Genomic DNA, 24249 nt, shown 5'->3' with positions numbered 1-24249 from the left:
AACCCGTACCCTCCGCACCGATCATCCGGTCCGCCGGGATCCGCACATTGTCGAAGTACACCTCACGCGTCGGCGACCCCTTGATCCCCAACTTCCGCTCCGGAGCCCCGAACGACACCCCCGCATCGCCCTTCTCCACCACGAACGCCGAGATCCCCTTCGACCGCATCGAAGGATCCGTCACGGCCATCACCGTGTAGAACTCCGACACCCCCGCGTTGGTGATCCAGCGCTTCACCCCGTTCAGCACCCAGAAGTCACCGTCACGCACCGCCCGCGTCTTCATCCCCGCCGCGTCACTGCCCGCCTCCGGCTCCGACAGGCAGTACGAGAACATCCCCTCGCCCCGCGCCAGCGCCCCCAGGTACTTCGCCTTCAACTCCTCCGAACCCGACAACTGCACCGGCAACGAACCCAGCTTGTTCACCGCCGGGATCAACGACGACGAGCCGCACACCCGCGCGACCTCCTCGATCACGATCACCGTCGCCAACGCGTCCGCCCCCGCACCACCGAACTCCTCCGGCACGTGCACCGCATGCAGATCGCTGCCCGTCAGCGCGTCCAACGCCTCCTGCGGGAACCGGCCCTGCTCGTCCACCTCCGCCGCGAACGGAGCGATCTTCGCCTCGGCCAGCGAACGCACCGCCTCACGGAGCATCCCGTGCTCCTCGGAGATACGGAAGAGATCGAAGTCCTGGCTCATGATCGCCACTCCTGTTTCACGACGGTACTCAGTACCCTTCATTATGCACGTGCGTGGCAAAAAGGGAACTCAGTGCCTTCCCAGGGCGGCACTGAGTTCCCTATCCTTTTCCTGCCGAACTACCGCCGAACTACTGACGTACTTCAGCCGACAGAGCCGGTCCGAGCGCAGGGAGATGACAGCGTGGTCCACTCAGCCATCGATGCCGACACCCGGAGCACGACGCTGTACTTCCAGCGCTGTACCTGGTGCAACAACCCGACCTTCCAACGCCTGCTCTGCCCCACCTGCGGCTCCACCGAGCTGCGGCTGGAGCCCAGCGAGGGCACCGGCGTGGTCCGGCGCTGCGCGGTCGAACAGGCCCGGACTCCGCTGGTCCGGCAGAAGTCGCTGATCCGGATGGAGGAGGGGTTCGACGTCTGGTGCATCGTGGACGGGATGCGCAGCACCGTCCCGGTCGGCACCCGGGTGCGGCTGTACTCCTCCCCCGACTCCGAGCAGCCCGAGCTGCGGCTGCTGCCGATGGAGGAGCCGCCGCCGGTGCACGACCTCGAACCGCGGCCGCTGCCGCCCACCAAGGGCGGCTTCACCCAGCACCTCGCGGCCTTCGCCGAATAGCCGGCGGGCCCGGACGGGAGCGGGCGGACGGGCGGACGGGCGGACGGGCGGACGGACCGGGAAACGGACCGGGAAACGGCGGAGGGCGTGGCACTCGGTACCGGGGTACCGAGTGCCACGCCCTCCGGCGGTTCGCGGGGATCAGCCCTTGCGGGCCTTCACCTCGGTGGTGAGCTGCGGCAGCACCTCGAAGAGGTCGCCGACCACGCCGTAGTCGGCGAGCTCGAAGATCGGGGCCTCGGGGTCCTTGTTGACGGCCACGATGGTCTTCGAGGTCTGCATGCCGGCCCGGTGCTGGATGGCGCCCGAGATGCCGTTGGCCACGTACAGCTGGGGCGAGACCTGCTTGCCGGTCTGGCCGACCTGGGAGCTGTGCGGGTACCAGCCGGCGTCGACGGCGGCGCGCGAGGCACCGACGGCCGCGTCCAGCGCGTCCGCGAGCTCCTCGACCACGCCGAAGCCCTCGGCGGCACCGACGCCGCGGCCGCCGGAGACCACGATGGCGGCCTCGGTCAGCTCGGGGCGGCCGGTGGAGACGCGCGGGGTGCGCGAGGTGACCTTGGCGGCGTTGCCGGTGAACTCCACCGACACGTTCTCCACCGCACCGGCGGCCGCGACGGCCTCCGGGGCCACGGCGTTCGGCTTGACGGTGATGACCGGCACGCCGTTGCTCACGCGGGAGTCGACGGTGAACGAGGCGGCGAACACCGACTGGGTCGCGATCGGGCCCTGCTCGCCGGCGCGGACGTCCACGGCGTCGGTGATGATGCCGGAACCGAGGCGCAGCGCGACGCGGGCGGCGACCTCCTTGCCCTCGCCGGAGGACGTCACCAGGACGGCGGCCACGTCGTTGGCCTTGGCGATCTGGGCCAGGGCGTCCACCTTCGGGACGACCAGCTGGTCGGCGAACTCGGCGCCGTCGGCGACGTACACCTTGGCGGCACCGAACTCGGCGGCCTTGGCGGCGATGTCGGCGGCCGCGGCACCCGCGCCCAGCACGACGGCGGACGGCTCACCGATACGGCGGGCCAGGGTCAGCAGCTCCAGGGCGGGCTTGCGGACCGCGCCGTCGGCGTGGTCGACCAGGACGAGAATCTCAGCCATTGCTCTATGTCTCCGTGTTCAGCGGGATCGGCCGGATCACTGGATCAGCCGGATCGGGGTCGGGGCGGGGCGGACTAGATGAACTTCTGGTCGGCCAGGCTGCCCATCAGATGAACTTCGCTGACGCGAGGAAGGCGGCGAGCTGCTTGCCGCCCTCGCCCTCGTCCTTGACGACCGTGCCCGCGGTGCGCGCCGGACGCGCCGCCACCGAGTCGACCGCCGTCCACGAACCCGCCAGACCGACCTCGTCCGCCTCGATCCCCAGGTCGTCCAGGTCCAGCGACTGCACCGGCTTCTTCTTCGCCGCCATGATCCCCTTGAACGACGGGTACCGGGCCTCACCCGACTGGTCCGTCACCGAGACCACCGCCGGCAGCGCCGCCTCGACCAGCTCGGTCGCCGCGTCACCGTCCCGACGGCCCTTCACCACACCGCCCTCGACCGACACCTCGGACAGCAGCGTCACCTGCGGCACACCCAGCCGCTCCGCCAGCAGCGCCGGCAGCACACCCATCGTGCCGTCCGTCGACGCCATCCCACCGATCACCAGGTCGAACCCGGTCTTCTCCAACGCCTTCGCCAGCACCGCCGACGTCCCGATCACATCCGAACCGTGGATGTCGTCGTCGTTCACGTGCACGGCCTTGTCCGCACCCATCGACAACGCCTTGCGCAGCGCGTCCTTCGCATCGTCCGGACCCACCGTGAGCACCGTCACCTCGGCACCCTCGTTCGCCTCCGCGATCCGCAGCGCCTGCTCCACGCCGTACTCGTCCAGCTCCGACAGGAGGCCGTCCACACCCTCCCGGTCCGTGGTGTGGTCGTCCGCGAAACGACGGTCACCCGTCGCATCCGGCACGTACTTCACACAGACGACGATCCTCAAGCTCATGAGCGGTTTCTCCTGTCACGGGTGCACGGATGCACTGGATCCATGGCCTCAGGTCAGGCCGAGGGTACTGAGTGCCAACCCCGGCCCGGCAACGGCCCGCGTGCCGCAAGCGCCACCTGGACCGGCATGCCGGGTCGGCTGTCTGCGACTGGCACAGAGGCTCCACCGAGAGAATACGGCACTCAGTACCCCTGGTAAAGGCACTCAGTACCCTACCCGGTGTCCGGGGCCCTTCGCCGGGGCGGCAAGCGGACACAAGGTTTCCGCAAGGCCCCGCCAGGTCTCGTCAATGAATCCACCAACCACCCGGGGGAACATCGGCGGCGGGGCTCGTCGACGGCCCCGGCCTGCGATCAAGGAGGGGGAACGGAATGACCTTGGTGCACGGGGAACAGGACATCACGACCACTCACGGGACGCACGACAGCCCGGCCTGGGGCAGCAACGGGCCGTGGGAGACCATGCGGGACCGCAAGCGGGTGCTGGTCGTCGCCCAGACCGTGGTCTACGCCCAGCGACTGCACGACTTCTACTCCCTGCTCGCCTCCGACCTGCGGATCCATGTGCAGTTCACGGTGGCGCCGCACGTGTTCAATCCCGGCGCGGCCGAGGGCCTGCTCGCCCTGGGCGCCACCGTGCTGCCCTGGGAGCAGGCCGTTCGACGCGAGTTCGACCTCGTGCTGGCGGCCGGCTCGCAGGGGATGGAGCAGTTGAACGGGCCGGTCGTCCGGCTCCCGCACGGCGCGGGCAACATCAAGCTGTCCCGACGCGGCGGACCGGACGGCGAGCGGGCGGCCATCGGGCTCGGCCCGGAGCACCTGTGCTGGGAGGGCAGGGTCGTCCCCAGCTCGTTCGCACTGGCCCACCGGGAACAACTGGACGAACTCGGCCGCAGCTGCCCGGAGGCCGTACCGATCGCCGAGGTGGTCGGCGACCCGTGCTACGACCGGATCGCCGCCGCGCTGCCGCACCGGGAGCACTACCGGGCGGCCCTCGGACTGCGACCGGAGGAGAAGTTCGTCCTGGTCTCCTCCACCTGGGGGGCCGGCTCGCTGTTCACCCGGCTCGACGCCGTCCTGCCCCGGCTGACCTCCGAACTGCCCCGGTCGGACTACCGCACCGCGCTGCTGACCCATCCGAACATCTCGGCGGCGCACAGTCCCTGGCAGGTGCGGTCCTGGGCGACGGCCACCGCGGGCGGGGCCGTCTCGGTCGTCCCGCCGGAAGCGGACTGGCGGCCGCTGCTGGTGGCCGCCGACTACGTCATCGGCGACCACGGTTCGGTCACCCTGTACGGCGCGATGACCGGCGCCCCCGTCCTGCTGGCCGAGTACCCGCACCGGAACGTCAACCCGCGCTCGCCCTCCGCCCAGCTCGCCCGGACCGCGCCCGCGCTCGCCCCCGGACACCCGCTCACCGACCAGCTCGCCTACGCCGCGGAGCAGTACCGCCCGGAGGACTACACCGCGATCGCCGACCGGATCAGCTCCGAACCCGGCCGCTTCGACCGCAACGCCCGCCGGCTGCTGTACCGGGTGCTCGGGCTCGGCCAGCCCGCGTACAGCCCGGCGCCGGCGACGCTGCCGTTGCCGGCACCGCTGGACACCCCGTTCGCGCCGGACTCCCGGCGGGCCGGATGACCGCCACCCTGCACACCGTACGGCTGGCGCCGCTGGCCGTCCCGCCGTCGGGTGAGCCCTCGGCGAGCCTGTTCGACGCCCGGGTCGTCTCCCCCGCCGGTGCCCGCCACGTCCTGCTGACCGCGGACCCATCCACCGCACCGCAGGACGGCCGACCCGGGCCCGGCTTCGAGGACGAGCACCTGGTGCTCGACCTCACCGAACCGACCGCCCTTCGCTGGCGGCGGCAGGCCGACGTGCTCCACCTCGGGCTCCTCCCGGCCGCCGGCATCGGCGCGCGGCTCACCGGGGTGCTGTCCGCCCACCCCGGCTGCGCCGTCGTCACCGCCGAACGTCGTGGCGGAGCGGTGCTGGTGCTCACCCGGACCGGGGCACGGCTCGTCCTGCGCCCCGCCCCCGGGGCGCACCGCACCGACGGCGCGCCGACGCTGCCGTTGGCCCTCGGGTCGCTGGTGCACGCCTGGCTGGCGGCCGGCCGGGCACCGGCCGAGCTCGACCGGCTCGGCCCGTGCCACCGCCTCGGCCCGTGCGACCGGTTCAGACGGACGGGCCGTCGGGATGCCCTTCGGGAACAGGGGTAGCGGGCCCGTACGCGGCGAGGCGGTCCGCCAGTCGGGCCGCCTCGGCCGCGGCACCCACGTCCTGGTAGCGGGCCCGCGACTGCTCGAACCGGCTGCGCGCCGCGTCCGGGCGGCCGCGCCGTTCCTCGACCTGGCCGGCGAACTCCAGCGTCCGCGCCTCCCAGTGCACCGACAGCCCGGCCCGGAAGCCCGTGAGGGCCGATGCCAGGCAGGTCTCGGCACGGTCGTACGCGCTCAGCAGGCCGTACGCCAGGCCCAGGAAGGCCCTTGCCCGGGCCACCTCGTAGTCGTCCCCGATCGAGGACAGCTCACGGCCCGCCCGCTCCAGGAGCTCCACCGCCTCGGCCGCCCGATCGGCCAGCAGCAGCACCTCGCCGTGAGCCAGCCGGGCCAGCGCCGAACCGCGGAGCTGGCCCTGGGCCTCCCTGAGCTCCACCACCCGGCGCAGGCAGTCGGCCGCCTCCGTCAGCCGACCCGCCATCCGATGGGTCTGGCTCAGCCCGTACAGCGCGTTCGCCTGGACCAGCGGCTGGTCCCGGGCCAGGGAGAGGGCCTCGGCGAACCAGTCGGCCGCCTCCTCCCCGTCGCCCGCGTTCCGCAGGCCGTTACCGCCCGAGGTCAGCATCCGCAGCTCGCCAGTGCGGTCACCGACGGCCCGGGCACCCCGCAGACCGATCCGGTGGGCCTCCACCCACAGCCGGGCCGGACGCAGCCGTAGGAACAACGGCCACATGGCGTCCGCGAGTTGCCAGGCGGCGGCGGGCCGGCCCAGCTCCTCGGACCAGCGCAGGAGGTCGGCCAGCCGGTCGCGCTCCTCGTCCAGCCACTCCAGGGCCCGGGTGGTGTCCGCGAACTCGCGGGCCGGGTGCACGGGTCGGGTGAGGTAGTCGCGGGCGAGCGTGCGGTGGCTCGGCGAGACGACCGCCTCGGCGGCCGTGGTCGAGGCGAGGTACCAGTCGACGAGCCGGTCGAAGGCGGTCCCGGTGGTCGCGGTGGCCGTGGTGGTCGTGGTGGCAGCGGTCGTCGCGCTGGCCCGGTCCGCCGCCCCGCGCGCCCGGGCGTGCAGCCGGACCAGGTCGTGGAAGCGGAACCGCTCCGGCCCCCTCTCCTCCAGCAGGTGCACGTCGATCAGACCGTCCAGCAGCCGGTCCGCCCCGGTCAGGTCCAGGTCCGCGAGGACGGCGGCGTTCTCCAGGGTGAACTCGGCGAAGGGCAGCAGGCCCAGCAGTCCGTACAGCCGGGCGCTCTCCGGCTCCAGCACTCCGTAGGAGGCGTCCAGCAGTTCCTGCACCGTCTCGCCCTCCACGTTCAGCACCGCCAGCCGGTCCGCGCCGCGGCCCAGCTTCTCGGCGGTCGCCGCCAGCGACTGGGCCGGCCGCGCCGCGATCCGCGCCGCCGCCAGGCAGATCGCCAAGGGCAGCCCGGCACAGGCGTCCACCACCTCGGCCGCGGCATCGCTCTCGTCCGCGACCCGGCGCTCACCGACCCGCTCGGCGAGGATCTCCGTCGACGCCTCCGGCGCGAGCGGCTCCAGCCCCCGGAACACCGCGCCGTCTATCCCCAGCCCGGTGAGCCGGCGCCGACTCGTCACCACGACCACGGTGCCGTCCGAGCCCGGCAGCAGCGGGCGGACCTGTGCGGCGGTCGAGGCGTTGTCCAGCAGCACCGCGATCCGCCGCTCCGCCGCCACCGAACGCCACAGGGCCGCGCCCTCCTCCAGGCTGCGGGGCGCCGGTGAGATCCCGAACGCCCGCAGGAACGCACCGAGCGCCTCGGCCGGGTCCGCGGGCCCGCCCGGCGCGTACCCGCGCAGATCGGCGTACAACTGGCCGTCCGGGAAGCGCCCGGCCAGACCGCGCAACCACCGGGCGGCGAGGGCCGTCTTGCCGACCCCGGCCGGTCCGGTCACCACGACGGTGGCGTCCGCCCCGCCGCCGTCCTCGCCCAACGACCGGTCCAGTGCCGCCAGATCGGCATTCCGGCCGATCAACTTCCGTGGACCCGGCGGCAGTTGGCGTGGTGTCGGCAGCACTGGCCGGGCGACCAGATGCACCCCGCCGTTGATCGTGCCCGCCTGCACCACCGAACCGCCGACCCCTCCGCCGCCGGTCAGCGAGTTGCGCACGACCCCTGAGGGCAGCTCGGCGCCCGTCACGGGCAGCACCCCACCACGGCCGGATTTGTCACTGGCTCCCCCCGCCTTCGACGAATTGACCCTTTCGCACTAGCAGATGACATGTCGTCAAGTCGAGAACATTCCCAAAGGACCATCTCCCGAACCCCATCGTGGTATAGCCGATCGCCCCGAACGCGTGCCATGCTCACCCGCGACACGGCAAGCTGGTGGCCAACCGGCGGGGGGCGTCGCATGCGGATCCATCTCCTGGGTTCAGTTGAACTGTCGGTGAACGGAGAGCCGTTGGCACTCCACTCCGACAAACGGCGGCAACTGCTGGCCGCACTCGCCGTGGAACTCGGAAGGCCTCTCTCCCATACGTCGCTCGTACACCGACTGTGGGACGAAGAACCACCGCCCAGCGCACTGACCAGCCTGTACAGCCACGTTTCCCACCTCCGCGCGCTCCTGAGACGCGCCGGCCGCGCCGCCGGGACGGAAAGTCCCGGGGAAGTACCCACGATCGACACCCGATCGCACACGTACACCCTGCGGGCGGACCCCCAACTCATCGACTGGCAGCGATATCTGGACCTGTCCCAACGAGCCGGACTGCTCGCCGGTAACGGACAGGACCACCAGGCCAGAACCGTCCTCAGCCGCGCCGAGGAACTCTGGGGCGGCGAACCCCTCGCCGGCCTGCCCGGCGACTGGGCCCGCACCACCCGCGCCACCATGGCGGACCAGCGCTTCGCCACCACCCTGCAACGGATCGAGCTCGACCTGCGGATCGGCCGCCACCACGAGCTGATCCCCGAACTCGCCGCCCTGCGCGAGGACCGCCCCACCGACGAACGCCTGGCCGGCCACCTGATGACCGCACTCCACGCGGCCGGCCGCCAGGCCGACGCCCTGGCCGTCTACCCCGCCGTCGTCCGACTGCTGCGCGCCCACCTCGGCACCGACCCCGGCGAGGAACTCACCCGGCTGCACAGGCTCATGCTCAACGGCGAACCGCTGCCCGGCACACCCGGACGGGTGGAACTCGTCCGGGCCGCCGACTCCCCTGCCGAGGCCGCCGCGCCCGCCTCCGGTGCCCCCGGGCGACACCGGATGATCGGCAGACGCGACGACCTGCGCCGAGTCCTGCCCGGCGCCGCCGCCCGGGGAGGCGTCGTCACCGTCTCCGCGATCCTCGGCATGCCCGGCGTCGGCAAGACCACCCTCGCCCTGCACGCCGCCGACCTGATGCGCGAGCACTTCCCCGAGGGGTACGTCCACCTCAACCTGCGCGCCCACGTCGGCAACCAGCCGCCACTCACCCCGGAGGCCACCGGCGCCCTGCTGCTGAGACGCCTCGGCGTGCCCGCCACCACCATCCCGCTCGACGCCGACGAGGTCTTCGCCCTCTGCGTCGAGACCCTCTCCACCCGCCGGGCCGTCCTCGTCCTGGACGACGCCGCGAACGCCTCCCAGATCCGCCCGCTGCTGCCCCCCGCACCGGCCGCTCTGGTCATCGTCACCAGCCGCCAGCGACTCGCCGAACTCCCCGGCTCCCGACCGGTCTTCCTGGACGTCCTGCCGGTCGACGACGCCGTCGCCCTGTTCACCGACCTGGTCGGCCCCGAGCGCTCGGCGGACCGCGACCGCGTGGTCGAGATCGTCAACCGCTGCGGCCTCCTCCCGCTCGCCATCGAGCTCGCCGCCAGCCGCCTCCGGGCCCGCCCCTCCTGGACCCTCGACCACCTCGCCCGCCGCCTCTCCCGCAGGGGCCGCCTCGCCGAGATCCGCAGCGGCTCGGACAGCATCGCGCGCGCCTTCGAGGTCTCCTACCAGTACCTTCCGGCGAACCAGCGGTCGGCCTTCCGGTTGCTCGGGCTGTATCCGGGACCGGATTTCGGCGTGCACGCGGCGGCGGCACTGCTCGGGCGGACGGTGGACGAAACCGACCAGGTGTTGGAGGCATTGCTGAACTGCCACCTCCTCATCGAGATCTCGCCCGAAAGGTACCAACTTCACGACCTTCTGCGGGATTTCGCAGTGGCCCTGGGAGTCGAGGAGGACCTCCGGGAATCGTCGGTCGACCGGCTGCTCCGCTTCGCTCTGAGTGCGGCCGACCAGGCGGATCACCTGCTCTATCCGCGCAGGTCGAGGGCGGAACTTCTGATTGGTCATCAACTTCACGATCCGGAAGCCCTCCTGGCGGATTTGGCGATGGATTCGGCCGAATCGGCCAGGACCTGGCTGGAGGCCGAGATCGCCACGCTCATCGCCCTCGCCGCACACGCGCATCGCGCCGGCCACGCCGAGACCGGCGCCCGGCTCGCCCACGTACTGGCCGGCCACCTGGACGCCGAGGCGTACTGGAGCGAAGCCCAGGACATGCACCGCACCGCGGCCGCCCTGTGGCGGTCGGAGGCGAACGACCTCCAGGAGGCATGGGCGCTGAGCGACCTGGGGGCGACACTCGCGAACGCCTCCCAGTACGAGCACGCGGTCGAGGCCCTCGAGCGCAGCTTGGCCCTCGCCCGCCGCGAGGGCGACCCGGACGCCACGGCGAACGCACTGGGCCTGCTCGGGCGACTGAGATGGAACCAGAGCCGACTCCACGAGGCGCTCGCGCTGCAGGAGGAGGTGCTCGCCATCCGGGTCGAGCAGGAGGACCAGCTGAACGCCGCCCGCTGCCTGGCCAACATCGGAATCCTGCACCGCTCCGTGGGGAATTCGGAAGCAGCGCAGACCGCCTATGAAAGCGCCCTCCCCTGTGCCCGTGATTTCAATGACCGGGTTCTCGAACTCCGCATACTCAACAATCTCGGAGAGCTCCACTCCTCCTCCGGGAGACATTCGGAGGCGCGCAGCACCTTCGAGCGAATCCTGGAAATCGGGGACGGCCTCATGCCGCCGGTGGACCTTTCCGTGGTACGCGTCAACCTCGCCGGAACACTGAGAATCCCCGCCGAACTCGACCGCGCCCTTTCACTCCACCAGGCAGCCTTGAGCACATTCCGCGAGGTCGGCAGCGTCCGCTACGAGTCGGACGGCCTGAACAGCCTCGGCCAGACCCTGTCGAGCGCGCGCCGGCACAAGGAAGCCCTGGACCAGCACGCAACGGCCCTCCGGCTGGCCCGCTCCATCGGCGCCGCCCGCGAGGAAGCGGCAGCCCTGCGCGGCCTGGGCCGCTGCGAGGCGGAACTCGGGAATACGGCTGCCGCCCGCGCACATCTGACCGCCGCCATTCATCTGGCCGAGCAGGTCGACATCGCGGACGAGGCGGCACTCGCCCGCTCGGCACTCGCCGACCTCAAGCCAAAGTCTTCATACAATCTCCACCACTGAAACTTCGTTCGCGCATCGGCCAACCGTTTGACACGAGCAATGGCGCCTGCCCTATCATCTGCCCGACCGGCGATCTTGCGCCGTCCGGATTCCAGGCAGAGAGCCACGAAGCACAATGAACATGTTCATGCACATATTCATGATCGCCGCTTCCATGCCGCTGTGGTGCTAGGCGTGTAGGGCGACGGCTGCCTCTCCCGTGTAGACGCTGAAGGTCAACGACTCCTGCAGATAGAGCCGTACCGAGTCACCGTCGTGGGAGAGGTAGCCGACGGAAACGTCCTGGCCCAGGTGGAGTTCGAAGTCGCCGCCGCGGGTGGAGAGCAGGAAGGCGCCCTCGATGGCGGGGGCCCAGATGATGTCCCCGTCGAGGAGGCGGGCGATGTGGCTGGCGACGGGGTAGCCGTGGTCGGAGGTCTCGTTGACGGCGGTGTAGGCGTCGGCGCCGAGGAGGAGGGCGTAGGGGCCGCCGACGCCGGCGAGGCGGAGAGCGGTGAGGGCCTGGCTGACGGCTTCGGGGTATTCGCGGACGTCGGGCGGGAGTTGGACCGGCGGGTTGGTGGAGTCGGCGCGGATGCCCTCGATGCGGGCGGCGGGGTAGCCGGCGAAGACGGTGCGGTCCTCGGCGCGGGCGAGGGTGCGGGCGGCGTCCTTGACGGGTTGCCAGTCGGAGTCGCGGGAGCCGCGTTCGACGTCGTCGACGGCGGAGCGGCTGACGGTGAAGGGGACGCGCAGTTCGACCACCGGGCGGCTGGTGCGGGCGTGGGCCTGGACGCCGTCGAGGGGTGGGTCGATGGTGGTGAGGTGGCCGGTGCCGACGGCGGCGAGGGTGGGGCCGTCGGGACCGTCGAGGTCGACCACGCGGCGGCCGGCGACGTGGAGTTTGAAGGTCTGCCGGGCCTCCTCCTCGATCTCCTCCCAGGCGGCGGCGGAGACGGGGGCGAGTTCTCGGTGCAGGTTGCTCATGGTGCGGGTCCTGTTCAGGAGGTCGGCCGTTCAGGAGGTCGGCCGTTCAGGAGGTCTGCCGTTCAGGAGGTCTGCGGTTCAGGAGGTCGGTCTGAGGCTGCCGATGCCGAGTGAGCCGTCCGGGCGGGCTGCGGGCGCAGCCGGGGCCGAGGTCGGGGTCGGGCCCGGGGCCGGGGCGGCCGGGGGCGGGGTGTCCAGGAGGTCGGCGGTCGGAACGAAGAACAGCGAACCGGTGACGGCGGTGGAGAAGTCGAGCAGCCGGTCGGTGGTGCCGGGCGGGCGGCCGAGGAACATGTTGCGCAGCATCTCCTCGGTGACCCCGGGGTCGCGCGCGTAGCCGATGAAGTAGGTGCCGAACTCGCCGCTGCGGTCGAAGGAACCGAAGGGCATGTTGAACCGGAGGATCTTCCGCTCGGCGCCGTCCGGGCCGGTGATCACGGTGAGGGCGACGTGCGAGTCGGCGGGTTTGACGTCGTCGTCCAGCTCGATGTCGGTGAGCTTGGTGCGGCCGACGGCCCCCTCCTGCTGCTCGACGGCGAGGGCGTTCCACGTGTCGAGGTCGTGCAGGTACTTCTGGACGATGACGTAGCTGCCACCGGCGAAGCCCGGGTCCTCCTCCCCCACCACGGCGGCGGTCTCGGCCGCACGGCCCTCGGGGTTCTCGGTCCCGTCGACGAAGCCGAGCAGGTCGCGGTCGTCGAAGTACTTGAAGCCCTGGACGGAGTCGACCACGGTGGCCGCCCCGGCAAGCCGGTCGACCAGGCGGGTGGCGAGTTCGAAGCAGAGGTCCATCCGTTCGGCCCGCAGGTGCAGCAGCAGGTCACCGGGGGTGGCCGGGGCGCGGTGGCGGGGGCCGACCACCTCCTGGAAAGGGTGGAGTCCGGCGGGACGGGGGCCGGTGAAGAGCCGGTCCCAGAGGTCGGAGCCGATGCCGGTGACGCAGGTGAGGCCGCCCTCGGGGGCCCGGAAGCCGACGGCCCGGCGCAGTCCGGCGAGGTCGGGCAGCAGGTCGCGGACGGTGGGCTCGCCGCCGGGTTCCACGGTGAGGACCAGGAAGACCGCCGCACTGGTCAGCGGGGAGAGCACGGCTTGGGGTTCGGGCTGCACGGCGGGGGGTCCTCCTCGGGAGGCGGCTCGCGGAGCGCTCTCTCACGGGGTGTGAACGGATCGCGACGGATCGGCACCAATCTGATCATGCCGATGAGGACCTCGCACGGCGGGCGGCCGGGCGCGGACCTGCGGAGGGGTGGACGTGCGGAAGGGGCGGACCTGCGGAGGGGCGGACAGGCGGAAGGGGCGGGGCGCACCGTCGCGCACCCGCCCCTCAGGTCCGGCCCTCAGACCCGCAACGCCGCCAGCTGCTCGGCGAACGGGACCACCTGCTCCGGCACCGCCGCCGCCTCCGCCGCCGGGGCCCGCCCCGCCAGCAGGGCCGCCAGCTCGCCCGCCGCGCGGTCGATCCGGCCCGGCAGGCCGTCGGTGAGCGCGTCGCCCGCCGTGCCCCAGTCGTCGGTGGCCGCGTACACGGCGGTCGGCAGCACCACCGCGCGCAGGTAGCTGAACAGCGGCCGGACGGCGTGCTCCAGGGCGAGCGAGTGCCGTGGCGTGCCGCCGGTGGCGGCGATCAGCACCGGCTTGCCGGTGAGCGCGTCGTGGTCGACCAGGTCGAAGAAGGACTTGAACAGGCCGTTGTAGGAGGCCGTGAAGATCGGCGTCACCGCGATCACCGCGTCCGCCCCCGTCACCGTCCCGATCGCCCCGCGCAGCGCGGCGGCCGGGAAGCCGGTGACGAAGTTGTTGGCGATGTCCACGGCGAGGTCGCGCAGCTCGACCACGGTGACCTCGACCTCCCGCCCCTCCAGGGCGAGCCGGCGCACGGTCGACTCGGCGAGCCGGTCGGCCAGCAGCCGCGTCGAGGACGGCTTGCTGAGGCCGGCGCTCACCACGGCCAGCTTGAACGCGGTCACTCGGCCACCTCCACGGTCTCCTTGTCACGGGCCGCGACCAGCGCGGCGTGGGTCGGCCCGTCCGGGACCTCGGCCGGACGGCCCTTGGCGAACTCCTCGCGCAGCACCGGCACGACCTCCTCGCCCAGCAGGTCCAGCTGCTCCAGCACGGTCTTGAGCGGCAGGCCGGCGTGGTCCATCAGGAACAGCTGGCGCTGGTAGTCGCCGAAGGTCTCGCGGAAGGTCAGCGTCTTCTCGATGACCTCCTGCGGGCTGCCGACGGTCAGCGGGGTCTGCTCGGTGAACTCCTCCAGCGAGGGCCCGTGCCCGTACACCGGCGCGTTGTCGAAGTACGGGCGGAACTCGCGCACCGCGTCCTGGGAGTTCTTCCGCATGAACAGCTGGCCGCCGAGGCCGACGACCGCCTGCTCGGGGGTGCCGTGCCCGTAGTGGGCGTAGCGCTCGCGGTAGAGGTCGACCAGCTTCTGGAAGTGCTCCTTGGGCCAGAAGATGTTGTTCGCGAAGAAGCCGTCCCCGTAGTAGGCGGCCTGTTCGGCGATCTCCGGGCTACGGATCGAGCCGTGCCAGACGAACGGCGGGACGTCGTCCAGCGGGCGCGGGGTGGAGGTGAAGGACTGCAGCGGGGTGCGGAAGCGGCCCTGCCAGTCGACGACCTCCTCGCGCCACAGCTGGTGCAGCAGCGCGTAGTTCTCGACCGCGAGCGGGATGCCCTGGCGGATGTCCTTGCCGAACCACGGGTAGACCGGGCCGGTGTTGCCGCGGCCCATCATGAGGTCCACCCGGCCGTCGGCGAGGTGCTGGAGCATCGCGAAGTCCTCGGCGATCTTCACCGGGTCGTTGGTGGTGATCAGCGTGGTCGAGGTCGAGAGGATGATCCGGTCCGTCTGCGCGGCGATGTAGCCGAGCATGGTCGTCGGCGAGGACGGGACGAACGGCGGGTTGTGGTGCTCGCCGGTCGCGAAGACGTCCAGGCCCACTTCCTCGGCCTTGCGCGCGATGGCCACCATCGCCTTGATCCGCTCGTGCTCGCTCGGGGTGCGTCCGGTGGTCGGGTCGGGGGTGACGTCGCCGACGGTGAAGATTCCGAACTGCATGCTGCTCACCACACTCCAGGAGGTCCAAGTCGTTCAACTTTCAACCACCCTAGCACGCAGGCGCGGATCGTTATTCCCGCGCTTCCCGCCGACAATGGAAGGCGGGCCCGGCAACCGCCGGAGCCCGCGGAAGGACGGCGAACCGATGGCGCCGTACATCGCGGTGAGCGCACTGAGCCACGAGGGCCTGGTGCGGGAGCACAACGAGGACAGCCTCACGATCGGCCCGTGGACGCTCTGCGCCACCGTGACCACCAACCCGCAGACCCTGCTCTTCCCGCTCGGCCCGCCCTGCGTGGTCGCCGTGACCGACGGCCTCGGCGGCCACCCCGGCGGCGAGGTCGCCAGCGCCCTGGTCGCCCGCCGGCTCGCCGCCGCCGGAGGCGGACTGGACGGCGAGGAGGCCGTCCGGGCGGAGCTCCAGGAGTGCAACCGGGCGGTCTACGCGGCCGCCGCCGGGGAGCCGGAGCTGGCCGCGATGGGGACGACGGTCGCCGGGCTGGTGCTGCTGCCCGACCGGGCCGTGGTCTTCAACGTCGGCGACAGCCGGGTCTACCGGATCAGCAGTGGCGGGCCGGAGCCGTCGCCCCCGGAGCGGTCGAGCCCGGAGCGGGGGACCTCGGCACGGGAGGCCCCGGGGCGGGAGGCCCCGGAGCGGGTGAGCCTGGAGCGGGTGAGCCTGGAGCGGGTGAGCGTGGACGACAGCCCGCCGCTGCCGCCCGGACAGCGCACCACCCCGCTGGTCACCCAGACCCTGGGCGGCTCGCTCGGACTCACCTTCGTCGAACCGCACGTACGGGTCGCGCCGCTCGCCGCCGGCGACCGCTACCTGGTGTGCAGCGACGGCCTGACCGACCCGGTACCCGAGGAGGAGCTCGCCGGACTGCTCGCCCGCGCGGACGGGCCCTCCGACCGGGCCGACGGCAGGGCCGCCTTCGAGCTGTGGAGGGCGGCCGTCGAAGCGGGCGGCCCGGACAACATCACCCTGGCGCTGGTGCGGATCGGCGAGTAGCCGCGCGCGATGCCCCCGGAAACGCCGAACACCGGGACGCCGGACACCGGGACGCCGGAAGCCGTGCCGACGGTTCGTCAGCACGGCTTCCGAAAAAGCGAGTTGGGCCACTGCCGGGCGGCTACTTGCGCAGCAGCAGGATCACTCCGGCCGTCACCAGGCCGACCAGCACGGCGGCCGCGCCGTACGCCAGGCGGTGCGCCTTCAACACCGGCAGGAAGCGGTCCACCGCGTAGCGGCCCGGGCCGGTCAGCGCCAGGGCGGCGGCGCCCGCCGTCAGCAGCAGCTCGTACTCGCTGCCCTTCGGGGCGAAGAAGCCGCCGCCCCAGGTGACGGCGATCGCGTTGACCATCGTGCCGACGATCGCGGCGCCCGCCAGCGGGGTCAACAGGCCGACGGCGAGGCCGAGTCCGCCCAGGACCTCGGTCAGGCCGGCCACCACGGCCATGGCGTTGCCGGCCGGGTAACCGCTCATGGTGAAGAACTGACCGGTGCCGTCGATCCCGCCGCCCCCGAACCAGCCGAACAGCTTCTGACTGCCGTGCGCGGCCATGGTCAGGCCGAGCACCAGGCGCAGGAGCAGGAGTCCGGCGTCGTAGGCGTGCGGGGAGGTCGTCGCGGACCCGGAGCCGCCCCGTGCGGAGCGGGCGGCGGGGCTGGTGGGACTGGTGGCGGCGGTCGTGCTCGGGCTGCTGCTCGGCATGCGCGTCTCCATCGATCGGGGTCGGTCGTAGGGGTGTGTGTGGTGATGCGGCCGGGCGGGGTGGGACACGCCGCGCCTTTTGTTCAAATTTGAACCGGCCACTCCTCGACCGTACCGTGGAGTTCGAATTTGAACAACTGACGGTGCATGGACGACTCGCGCACCCCACCTGGGCAGGGGCAGGGTGGAGACATGGCTCACCGCAGGCAACGCCCGCCGGCCGACCGGCCCGGCACGCCCTACCCCGAGGCGCTCGCCGCCTTCGACGAACGGGTCCGGCTGATCGCCCCCGGCCATTGGGACTCCCCCACCCCGTGCGCCGACTGGACGGTGCGGGACCTGGTCAACCACCTCACCGGCGAGCAGCTCTGGGTCCCCGACCTGCTGATGGGCGCCACCATCGCCGAGGTCGGCGGCCGCTACGACGGCGACGTGCTCGGCGACGACCCGGTCGCCGCCTGGAACTCCGCCGCCGAAGCCGCCCGGCAGGCCTGGGACGTGCCCGGCGCCACCGAACTCACCGTCCACCTCTCCTTCGCGGACGTCTCCGGGCAGTACTACCTGGACCAGCTCACCACCGACCTGGTCGTCCACGCCTGGGACCTCGCCGAGGGCATCGGCACCCGCACCCGGCTCCCGGCCAGCCTGGTGGACTTCGCGCTCGGCGAGATCGGCGGCTACGGCGACCTCTCCGGCAGCGGACTCTTCGACCCGCCGCTGCCGGTCCCCTCGGACGCCGCCCCGCAGACCCGGCTGCTGGCCCTCACCGGGCGGCGGGACGGCGGCTGAGCAGGGATTTCGCCGCGGAACCCGCACCCAGCAGCGGCCCGGACCGGGGTTCCGCGCGGCGGCGCCGGATACTGGACAGTACGGGGGGCAAGTCCTGATCCCGGACGAGAGGCGGGCACGCCATGAGCCGCAGGCCGGACATCCTCGGCGAGTTCACCGCCGACCACAAGGCGGCCACCGACCTGCTCGACCGCGCCGAGGCGGCGCCGGCCGGCTCGGCCGAGCGCGGCGAGCTGGTCAGCAGGCTGACCGACCTGCTGTTCAGCCACTGCGCCGCCGAGGAGGAGCACCTCTTCCCGCTCGTCCAGCACGACGTGCCCGAGGGCGGGGCCCTGGTGTTCAGCAGCATCCACGACCACCTCGCGATCGGGCAGTACCTCGCCGACCTGCAAGGACTCGGCCCGGACGACCCGGCCTTCGACACCCTCCTGCACGGCCTCGGCGACACCCTCCGGCGGCACCTCACCGGCGAGGAGAAGACGGTCTTCCCGGCCGCCCGCAAGGCCCTGCCCGCAACGACCCGCGCGGAACTCGGCGAACGGCTCCGGGCCCAGCGGGCGGACACCGAGCCGACGGGCAGCGATCCTGCGGGCACCGAAGCGAGAGGCGCCGAACCAGCGGGCACCGAACCGGCGGGCACCGAACCGGCGGGCGCCGAACCGGCGGGCAGCGGCCCCGCGGGCTGAGGCCGGTCAGCTCTTCGGGCTGATCACCGCGAAGCGGGCGCCGTCACGGTCCCGCAGCCGGGCCACCCGGCCGTACGGGGAGTCGAAGACCGGTCCGATCCCCGCCCCGCCCAGCTCAACCGCCCGCGCCACCGCCCGGTCGGTGTCCGGGACGGCGAAGGAGACCTCCCAGTGCGGCGGCGGGCCCGCCGGTCCGCCCGCCTGCTCCTTGGCCAGCGCCGCGACGCTGTGCCCCTCCGCGCGCAGCACCACCCGGTCGTGCTCCCAGCGGACCTCGAAGCGCTCCGGGTCCCGGCCGTCCCAGCGGAACACCTCGCCGTAGAACAGCGCCGCCGCGAACGGGTCCGGGGTGCGCAGCTCGATCCAGACCGGCGCTCCCGGCACGTCCAGCCGCCGGGCCCGGCCCGGCGGGCCCTCCCAGATGCCGAACACCGCCCCGGCCGGGTCCGCCGCGAAGGCCACCCGCCCGGCGTCGAAGGCCAGCGGGCCGACCGCCAGGGTCGCGCCGCGCTCGCGCACGGCGTCGGCGGCGGCGTCGGCGCTCTCCGTCCCGAAGTAACTGGTCCAGGCGAGCGGTACCGCCCCCAGGCCCGCCACCCCCAACCCGGCCACCGCCTCCCCGCCGGTCACCGCGTGCACGTACGGGCCGAAGCGCTCCGGGCCGGGCTCGAACTCCCAACCCAGCAGCGGACCGTAGAACCCCGTGGCGCTCTCCAGGTCCCGGGCCATCAGGCTCACCCAGCACGGAACGGCCGCCACGCAGCGCACCTTGGCGGTCGTCTCCTCGCTGCCCATCGCGGACCTCCTCGCCCACCCGGCCGCCGGGCCCCTCCCGACTCCCGCGGCCCACCGGCCGCCCGGGACGCCCGGGACGCCCGGGACGCCCACAGCCTAGGGCGGGCGGAGCAGCCCACCCGGGAAGGCACGGCCGGGCTCAGCGCACCCAGTTCTTGAGCGGCTCGGTGTCGAGGACGATGCCGACCGGGTCGGGGAGGCGGACGCTCTTGCCGAAGGCGAAGGTCCGGACGGTTTCGTAGCGAACGCCGTCCGGCCGGCTGTGGACGACGACTTCGGCGGAGTCGCGATCGATCAGCAGGTAGACGGGGATGCCGGCCTCGGCGTAGGCACGCGGCTTCTCGACGCAGGCCCGGTGGTCGGCGTCCGCATCGTCGTCAGTGACCTCGAAGACCATCAGCACCTCCTCGACGTCCGCCCACGCACCGAGGCCGGCGAAGGCCTCCGAGGGCGCCAGGACGCCGTCAGGGTGCGCCCGCCCGTCCCGGAGCGCCTGCACCTTCAGGCCGTGGCTGTGCAGGAACTGCTCCGGCCGCACGTGCAGACACCTGCGCACCAGCCACTCGACCACCCGTCCGTGGTTGCCGTCGGGTCGGGGCTGGACCACCAGCCGCCCGCCGAGGAACTCCAGCCGGATTCCTTCGACCGCCCGGGGGCGAGACGCGCGAGCTCCTCGAACTCCTCGGGCACCATCTGCGGGCGTCCAGAGATCACGCTCACGGGTCCTCCTCCGCCGCCTGGTTGTCCGATCGGACAACGAGGAGATCGGCAGGCGGGAACCGCAAACGTGACGCAGGTCACAGCATGGGAGGAAATTGCGGGGACAGATTCCCCGTTTGCGAGTACGTTGGAGAAAGCGGGGAGAACTTCCCCGGTATTCTGGAGGAGCACGTCGCCATGACCACCGTCGCCGCAGAGCCGGCCCGTTCCACGGGGAGTGTGCGCACGCCGAAGTTGCGTGCGGACGCGAGCCGAAACCGGGAGCGGATCGTACTGGCGGCCCGGGACGCGTTCGTCGAGCACGGTGCCGAGGTGCCGCTGGACGAGATCGCGAAGCGGGCGGGGGTCGGCAATGCCACGCTGTACCGGAACTTCCCGGACCGCGCGGCGCTGATCCAGGAAGTGGCGCTGCTCGTCAAGAACCGCATCCTGGCCCTCGCCGAGACGGCGACGGCCGAGGCGGACGCGGGAGTGGGCGGCGGTCCGTTCGACGCTCTGCAGCGGTTCGTGCACGCGACCGTGGCGGAGAAGGTCGGCGGGCTCTGCGCCGTCTTCACCAGCACCGTCGATCCGGACGACCCGGAGTTGACCGAGACGCGGGAGCGCCTGCGGTCCGCCGTGAGCGGACTGATGGAGCGCGCCCGGGCCACCGGCGAGCTCCGGCCGGACGTCGACCACGGGGACCTGTTCGTCGCAATGAGCCAGCTGACCCGGCCGCTGCCGGGCACCTCCTGCCAACTGCTCGACGACTTCGTCCACCGCCACCTGCAGCTGTTCCTGGACGGCCTGCGCGCGCCGGCCCGCTCGGCGCTGCCCGGCCGGGCCGCGACCTTCGAGGACTTCCGCCCTCGGCACTGACCGACCACCTGGACCCAACCACTGATCCGATCCTGATCCGAGCCGATCCGACCCCCCTCGCACCCCACCTTCCGCGCGACTGACCGGAGTCGCCTCCGGGCGCGTCCGCGCGCCCTCGCACCCGTACGGCAACCTGCCGTTCCCGTACGGCAGTTGACCGTTCTCGCACACCACGCACCGTGAAATGGGTACCCCCATGTCTCAGACCGACGCCGCTCCGGCGACGATCCCCGATCCCAGGCGCTGGAAGGCGCTGATCTTCATCGGCCTGGCCCAGCTGATGGTCGTCCTCGACGCCACCATCGTGAACATCGCCCTGCCGTCCGCCCAGACCGACCTGGGCATATCCGACGGCAACCGCCAGTGGGTGATCACCGCCTACGCGCTGGCCTTCGGCGGCCTGCTGCTGTTCGGCGGCCGGATCGCGGACCTCTGGGGCCGCAAGCGGACCTTCATCGTCGGTCTGACCGGCTTCGCCCTCGCCTCCGCGCTCGGCGGCATGGCGGTCAACACCGCGATGCTGCTCGGCGCCCGCGCCCTCCAGGGCGTGTTCGGCGCACTGCTCGCGCCGGCCGCGCTGTCGCTGCTCGCCGTGACCTTCACCGAGGCCAAGGAGCGCGCCAAGGCCTTCGGCATCTACGGGGCGATCGCCGGTGGCGGTGGCGCCATCGGCCTGATCCTCGGCGGTGCGCTGACCGAGTACCTGAACTGGCGCTGGACCTTCTACGTCAACATCCCGTTCGCCATCGCGGCCATCGCCGGCGCCGTCCTGGTGATCAGCGAGCCCGTCGGGGGCCGCAACCGCAACAAGCTGGACATCCCCGGTGTGGTGCTGGTGACCACCGGCCTGGTCTCGCTGGTGTACGGCTTCACCCGCGCCGAGTCCAGCGGCTGGACCGCCGGCAGCACCCTGGCGCTGTTCGCCGCGGCCGTCGTGCTGCTGACCGCCTTCGTGATCGTGGAGCGCGCGGTCGCCGCCCCGCTGCTGCCGCTGCGCGTGGTGCTCAACCGCAACCGGGGTGGGGTCTACCTGTCGCTGGGCATGGCCGTGATCGGCATGTTCGGTCTGTTCCTCTTCCTGACCTACTACCTCCAGGTCGTGCGCGGCTACAGCCCGGTGCTGACCGGCGTCGCCTTCCTGCCGATGGTGGCGGGCATGATCACGGGCTCGACCCAGATCGGCGCCCGGCTGATGACCCGCGTCCCGGCGCGCTACCTGATGGCGCCCGGCTTCCTGACCGCCTCGGTCGGCATGTTCCTGCTGACCCACATCGGCCTGGACACCTCGTACCCGGCGCTGATCCTGCCCGGTCTGGTCCTGATGGGCCTCGGCATGGGCACCGCCTTCATGCCGGCCATGAGCCTCGCGACCTACGGCGTCCAGCCGCGTGACGCGGGCGTGGCCTCGGCCATGGTCAACACCTCGCAGCAGGTCGGCGGCGCCATCGGCACCGCGCTGCTGAACACCATCGCGGCCAGCGCCACCACCAGCTGGCTGACCTCGCACGCCACCTCGCTGGCCACCGCGGCCAGCCCGGAGGCCGCCAAGCTCGTGCAGTTCCAGGGCATGGTGCACGGCTTCTCGACCGCGATCTGGGTGTCCTTCGGGATCCTGGTAGCGGCCGCCGCCGTCGCCTTCACCTTCATCAACGCCGGTCGCCCCGACACCACGGGTGCCGGCTCGGGTGCGGCGAAGAGCGACGAGGTGCCGGTGCTGGTGCACTGACCCTCGCGGGGCCCCACGGGGTGACTCGGGTGCGCATGCGGCCCGTCCGGTGTCTTCCACGACACCGGGCGGGCCGTTCGCCGTTTCCGGGGCGGGCCGTTCACCGTTTCCGGAGGGGCCGTTGGCCGTTTCCGGGACGCGCCGTTCGCCGTTTCCGAACGGGCCGTCCGGGAGCGGCGAGCCGCGGCGGAAGGGGCCCCGGGTAGAAGTGGGGATCAGTCCCCGATTATGGTGGCGTCCGTACGAAGCGGGGACTGGTCCCCGTTTCCTTCGGACCGAGGTGCGTGCACATGACCCGGAATCAGAACCCAGGGCGGGGGCAGCGGGCCGCCGACTGGGCGGACGGCCGACTGGGGATCCACTCCCTCGCCAGGGCCAACCTGCGCAAGATCTTCCCGGACCACTGGTCCTTCATGCTGGGCGAGATCTGCCTCTACACCTTCCTGATCATCATCCTGACCGGCGTCTGGCTGACCCTGTTCTTCAAGCCGAGCATGGGCGAGGTGGTCTACAGCGGCTCGTACGTCCCGCTCAAGGGCATCCGGATGTCCGAGGCCTACGCCTCCACCGTGGACATCAGCTTCGAGGTCCGCGGCGGACTGCTGATCCGCCAGATCCACCACTGGGCGGCGATCGTCTTCGTCGCGGCGATGTTCGTGCACATGATGCGGGTGTTCTTCACCGGAGCGTTCCGCAAGCCGCGCGAGGTCAACTGGGTCTTCGGCTTCCTGCTGCTGTTCCTCGGCATGCTGGACGGCTTCTTCGGCTACTCGCTCCCGGACGACCTGCTCTCCGGCACCGGCATCCGGTTCATCGAGGGCGTGGTGCTGGCCGTGCCGCTGGTCGGCACCTACATCCAGATGTTCCTGTTCGGCGGGGAGTTCCCCGGGCACGACATCATCCCGAGGTTCTTCACCGTCCACGTGCTGCTCGTGCCCGGCATCATGCTCGGGCTGCTGGTGGCGCACCTGATCCTGGTCTTCTACCACAAGCACACCCAGTGGGCGGGCCCCGGCAGGACCGAGAAGAACGTCGTCGGCATGCCGCTGATGCCGGTCTACATGGCGAAGGCCGGCGGCTTCTTCTTCCTGGTCTTCGGGATCGTCGCCCTGATGTCGGCGATCGCCACGATCAACCCGATCTGGGCGTACGGCCCCTACCGTCCGGACCAGGTCTCCACCGACGCCCAGCCCGACTGGTACATGGGCTTCGCCGAGGGCCTGATCCGGGTGATGCCGGGCTGGGAGGTCGGCCTGTGGGGGCACACCCTCAACCTCGGGGTGCTGATCCCGTTCACGCTGTTCCCGGTGATCCTCGGCGCGATCGCGGTCTACCCGTTCGTCGAGGGCTGGGTGACGAACGACGCCCGGGAGCACCACCTGCTCGACCGGCCGCGCAACGCGCCGGTCCGCACCGCCCTCGGCGCGGCCTGGATCAGCGTCTACCTGGTGATGCTCGCGGGCGGCGGCAACGACCTCATCGCCACCCATCTGCACCTGTCGCTCAACGCCATCACCTACGCCGTGCGGATCGGCTTCTTCGTCGTCCCGGTGGCCGTCTTCGTGGTCACCAAGCGCTGGTGCCTGGGCCTGCAACGGCGGGACCGCGACAAGGTGCTGCACGGCCGGGAGACCGGCGTCGTCAAGCGGCTGCCGCACGGCGAGTTCACCGAGGTGCACGCCGGGCTCGCGCCCGCCGAACTGCACCGGCTCACCGCACACGAGCAGCCCCGCCCCCTCGAACTGCCGCCCGCGGTCGACGAGAATGGAGTGACCCGGCCGGCGGGCGCGCTCACCCGCACCCGCGTGCGGCTGTCCCGCGGGTTCCACGGCGAGCACGCGCGGATCGGGAAGCCCACCGCCGAGGAGTACCGCGAGCACCACGACCACCGCGAGCACCGCGAGATCACCGAGGGCGAGGGCCACGGTCACCACTGA

21 protein-coding genes are annotated in these 24249 nt (G+C 72.0%); 10 read left to right on the top strand and 11 right to left on the bottom strand.

Annotation, left to right across the window (positions count from 1 at the left end; all coding sequences use genetic code 11):
* The coding region (locus tag ACFC1T_RS22785) for an acyl-CoA dehydrogenase family protein (RefSeq protein WP_375891316.1) at window positions 1-706 on the bottom strand (706 nt) is incomplete at its 3' end.
* A gap of 183 nt (window positions 707-889) precedes the next feature.
* Between ACFC1T_RS22785 and ACFC1T_RS22780 the strand changes: the two genes are divergently transcribed.
* Window positions 890-1324, top strand: a complete 435-nt coding sequence (locus ACFC1T_RS22780; RefSeq protein ID WP_375891314.1) for a hypothetical protein — start codon at window positions 890-892, stop codon at window positions 1322-1324.
* Between the two features lie 141 nt (window positions 1325-1465).
* Here ACFC1T_RS22780 and ACFC1T_RS22775 read toward each other — a convergent pair whose 3' ends face one another.
* Together ACFC1T_RS22775 and ACFC1T_RS22770 are read right to left on the bottom strand one after the other, a co-directional pair.
* Entirely contained in the window at window positions 1466-2428 is a 963-nt protein-coding gene (locus ACFC1T_RS22775) for an electron transfer flavoprotein subunit alpha/FixB family protein (RefSeq protein WP_375891312.1), read from the bottom strand.
* A 106-nt stretch (window positions 2429-2534) separates the two neighbouring features.
* Window positions 2535-3320 carry an electron transfer flavoprotein subunit beta/FixA family protein gene (locus tag ACFC1T_RS22770; protein WP_375891310.1) on the bottom strand — a complete coding sequence of 262 codons (786 nt, stop codon included), beginning with the start codon at window positions 3318-3320 and terminating at the stop codon, window positions 2535-2537.
* 371 nt (window positions 3321-3691) lie between these two features.
* Between ACFC1T_RS22770 and ACFC1T_RS22765 the strand changes: the two genes are divergently transcribed.
* Entirely contained in the window at window positions 3692-4960 is a 1269-nt protein-coding gene (locus ACFC1T_RS22765; RefSeq protein ID WP_375891308.1) for a hypothetical protein, read from the top strand.
* Window positions 4957-5541, top strand: a complete 585-nt coding sequence (locus ACFC1T_RS22760) for a hypothetical protein (protein ID WP_375891306.1) — start codon at window positions 4957-4959, stop codon at window positions 5539-5541. Before ACFC1T_RS22765 ends, ACFC1T_RS22760 begins: the two co-directional genes overlap by 4 nt.
* Here the strand turns inward: ACFC1T_RS22760 and ACFC1T_RS22755 are convergent.
* Window positions 5498-7696 carry a tetratricopeptide repeat protein gene (locus ACFC1T_RS22755; RefSeq protein WP_375891304.1) on the bottom strand — a complete coding sequence of 733 codons (2199 nt, stop codon included), beginning with the start codon at window positions 7694-7696 and terminating at the stop codon, window positions 5498-5500. The two genes, ACFC1T_RS22760 and ACFC1T_RS22755, sit on opposite strands and share 44 nt — an antisense overlap.
* A 264-nt stretch (window positions 7697-7960) precedes the next feature.
* On the opposite strand from ACFC1T_RS22755, the gene ACFC1T_RS22750 reads away from it, so the two are divergent.
* On the top strand, window positions 7961-10996 hold the full coding sequence (locus ACFC1T_RS22750; protein WP_375891302.1) for a BTAD domain-containing putative transcriptional regulator: 3036 nt from the start codon (window positions 7961-7963) through the stop codon (window positions 10994-10996).
* Window positions 10997-11164: 168 nt separating this feature from the next.
* Here the strand turns inward: ACFC1T_RS22750 and ACFC1T_RS22745 are convergent, their stop codons facing one another.
* The 4 genes from ACFC1T_RS22745 to ACFC1T_RS22730 form a co-directional block, all read right to left on the bottom strand.
* Entirely contained in the window at window positions 11165-11962 is a 798-nt protein-coding gene (locus ACFC1T_RS22745; protein ID WP_375891300.1) for a family 1 encapsulin nanocompartment shell protein, read from the bottom strand.
* A 78-nt stretch (window positions 11963-12040) separates the two neighbouring features.
* Window positions 12041-13069 carry a Dyp-type peroxidase gene (locus tag ACFC1T_RS22740; protein WP_375891298.1) on the bottom strand — a complete coding sequence of 343 codons (1029 nt, stop codon included), beginning with the start codon at window positions 13067-13069 and terminating at the stop codon, window positions 12041-12043.
* Between the two features lie 230 nt (window positions 13070-13299).
* Complete coding sequence (locus ACFC1T_RS22735; RefSeq protein ID WP_375891296.1) at window positions 13300-13929, bottom strand: FMN reductase; 630 nt, start codon at window positions 13927-13929, stop codon at window positions 13300-13302.
* On the bottom strand, window positions 13926-15023 hold the full coding sequence (locus tag ACFC1T_RS22730) for an LLM class flavin-dependent oxidoreductase (protein ID WP_375891294.1): 1098 nt from the start codon (window positions 15021-15023) through the stop codon (window positions 13926-13928). The genes ACFC1T_RS22735 and ACFC1T_RS22730 overlap by 4 nt, the downstream gene beginning before the upstream one ends.
* Before the next feature lie 145 nt (window positions 15024-15168).
* Here ACFC1T_RS22730 and ACFC1T_RS22725 point away from each other — a divergent pair, with 145 nt between their 5' ends.
* Window positions 15169-16035, top strand: a complete 867-nt coding sequence (locus ACFC1T_RS22725) for a PP2C family protein-serine/threonine phosphatase (protein WP_375891292.1) — start codon at window positions 15169-15171, stop codon at window positions 16033-16035.
* Between the two features lie 121 nt (window positions 16036-16156).
* On the opposite strand, the gene ACFC1T_RS22720 is transcribed toward ACFC1T_RS22725, so the two are convergent.
* Window positions 16157-16738 carry a DoxX family protein gene (locus ACFC1T_RS22720; RefSeq protein WP_375891290.1) on the bottom strand — a complete coding sequence of 194 codons (582 nt, stop codon included), beginning with the start codon at window positions 16736-16738 and terminating at the stop codon, window positions 16157-16159.
* A gap of 192 nt (window positions 16739-16930) precedes the next feature.
* Between ACFC1T_RS22720 and ACFC1T_RS22715 the strand changes: the two genes are divergently transcribed.
* Together ACFC1T_RS22715 and ACFC1T_RS22710 are read left to right on the top strand one after the other, a co-directional pair.
* Entirely contained in the window at window positions 16931-17527 is a 597-nt protein-coding gene (locus tag ACFC1T_RS22715) for a TIGR03086 family metal-binding protein (RefSeq protein ID WP_375891288.1), read from the top strand.
* A gap of 122 nt (window positions 17528-17649) precedes the next feature.
* Window positions 17650-18213, top strand: a complete 564-nt coding sequence (locus ACFC1T_RS22710) for a hemerythrin domain-containing protein (protein WP_375891287.1) — start codon at window positions 17650-17652, stop codon at window positions 18211-18213.
* Between the two features lie 6 nt (window positions 18214-18219).
* Here ACFC1T_RS22710 and ACFC1T_RS22705 read toward each other — a convergent pair whose 3' ends face one another.
* Both ACFC1T_RS22705 and ACFC1T_RS22700 read right to left on the bottom strand, forming a co-directional pair.
* Window positions 18220-19008, bottom strand: a complete 789-nt coding sequence (locus ACFC1T_RS22705) for a VOC family protein (protein ID WP_375891285.1) — start codon at window positions 19006-19008, stop codon at window positions 18220-18222.
* Between the two features lie 139 nt (window positions 19009-19147).
* Window positions 19148-19615, bottom strand: coding sequence for a Uma2 family endonuclease (locus ACFC1T_RS22700; RefSeq protein WP_375891283.1), 468 nt, complete (start codon window positions 19613-19615; stop codon window positions 19148-19150).
* 290 nt (window positions 19616-19905) lie between these two features.
* Here ACFC1T_RS22700 and ACFC1T_RS22695 point away from each other — a divergent pair, with 290 nt between their 5' ends.
* The 3 genes from ACFC1T_RS22695 (at window position 19906) to ACFC1T_RS22685 (ending at window position 24249) form a co-directional block, all read left to right on the top strand.
* Entirely contained in the window at window positions 19906-20586 is a 681-nt protein-coding gene (locus tag ACFC1T_RS22695) for a TetR/AcrR family transcriptional regulator (RefSeq protein ID WP_375891281.1), read from the top strand.
* 184 nt (window positions 20587-20770) lie between these two features.
* Window positions 20771-22312: an MFS transporter gene (locus ACFC1T_RS22690; protein ID WP_375891279.1), complete on the top strand. Its 1542-nt coding sequence runs from the start codon at window positions 20771-20773 to the stop codon at window positions 22310-22312.
* Window positions 22313-22602: 290 nt separating this feature from the next.
* The gene (locus ACFC1T_RS22685) at window positions 22603-24249 is read left to right on the top strand and encodes a cytochrome bc complex cytochrome b subunit (RefSeq protein ID WP_375891277.1); all 1647 of its coding nucleotides are present in this window, start codon (window positions 22603-22605) and stop codon (window positions 24247-24249) included.

Origin of the sequence: Kitasatospora sp. NPDC056076 (assembly GCF_042266305.1) — a bacterium.
In the GTDB taxonomy this organism is placed as follows: Bacteria; Actinomycetota; Actinomycetes; order Streptomycetales; family Streptomycetaceae; genus Kitasatospora.
Note: the sequence above shows the minus strand (reverse complement) of the source record. Positions and strands in the feature narration are given on the sequence as shown.

Coding starts and splice junctions, on each gene's coding strand:
- ACFC1T_RS22705 (WP_375891285.1), bottom strand. CDS start 19,008: ATGGGCAGCGAGGAGACGACCGCCAAGGTGCGCTGCGTGGCGGCCGTT.
- ACFC1T_RS22720 (WP_375891290.1), bottom strand. CDS start 16,738: ATGCCGAGCAGCAGCCCGAGCACGACCGCCGCCACCAGTCCCACCAGC.
- ACFC1T_RS22725 (WP_375891292.1), top strand. CDS start 15,169: ATGGCGCCGTACATCGCGGTGAGCGCACTGAGCCACGAGGGCCTGGTG.
- ACFC1T_RS22765 (WP_375891308.1), top strand. CDS start 3,692: ATGACCTTGGTGCACGGGGAACAGGACATCACGACCACTCACGGGACG.
- ACFC1T_RS22775 (WP_375891312.1), bottom strand. CDS start 2,428: ATGGCTGAGATTCTCGTCCTGGTCGACCACGCCGACGGCGCGGTCCGC.
- ACFC1T_RS22770 (WP_375891310.1), bottom strand. CDS start 3,320: ATGAGCTTGAGGATCGTCGTCTGTGTGAAGTACGTGCCGGATGCGACG.
- ACFC1T_RS22685 (WP_375891277.1), top strand. CDS start 22,603: ATGACCCGGAATCAGAACCCAGGGCGGGGGCAGCGGGCCGCCGACTGG.
- ACFC1T_RS22695 (WP_375891281.1), top strand. CDS start 19,906: ATGACCACCGTCGCCGCAGAGCCGGCCCGTTCCACGGGGAGTGTGCGC.
- ACFC1T_RS22710 (WP_375891287.1), top strand. CDS start 17,650: ATGAGCCGCAGGCCGGACATCCTCGGCGAGTTCACCGCCGACCACAAG.
- ACFC1T_RS22745 (WP_375891300.1), bottom strand. CDS start 11,962: ATGAGCAACCTGCACCGAGAACTCGCCCCCGTCTCCGCCGCCGCCTGG.
- ACFC1T_RS22715 (WP_375891288.1), top strand. CDS start 16,931: ATGGCTCACCGCAGGCAACGCCCGCCGGCCGACCGGCCCGGCACGCCC.
- ACFC1T_RS22760 (WP_375891306.1), top strand. CDS start 4,957: ATGACCGCCACCCTGCACACCGTACGGCTGGCGCCGCTGGCCGTCCCG.
- ACFC1T_RS22730 (WP_375891294.1), bottom strand. CDS start 15,023: ATGCAGTTCGGAATCTTCACCGTCGGCGACGTCACCCCCGACCCGACC.
- ACFC1T_RS22690 (WP_375891279.1), top strand. CDS start 20,771: ATGGGTACCCCCATGTCTCAGACCGACGCCGCTCCGGCGACGATCCCC.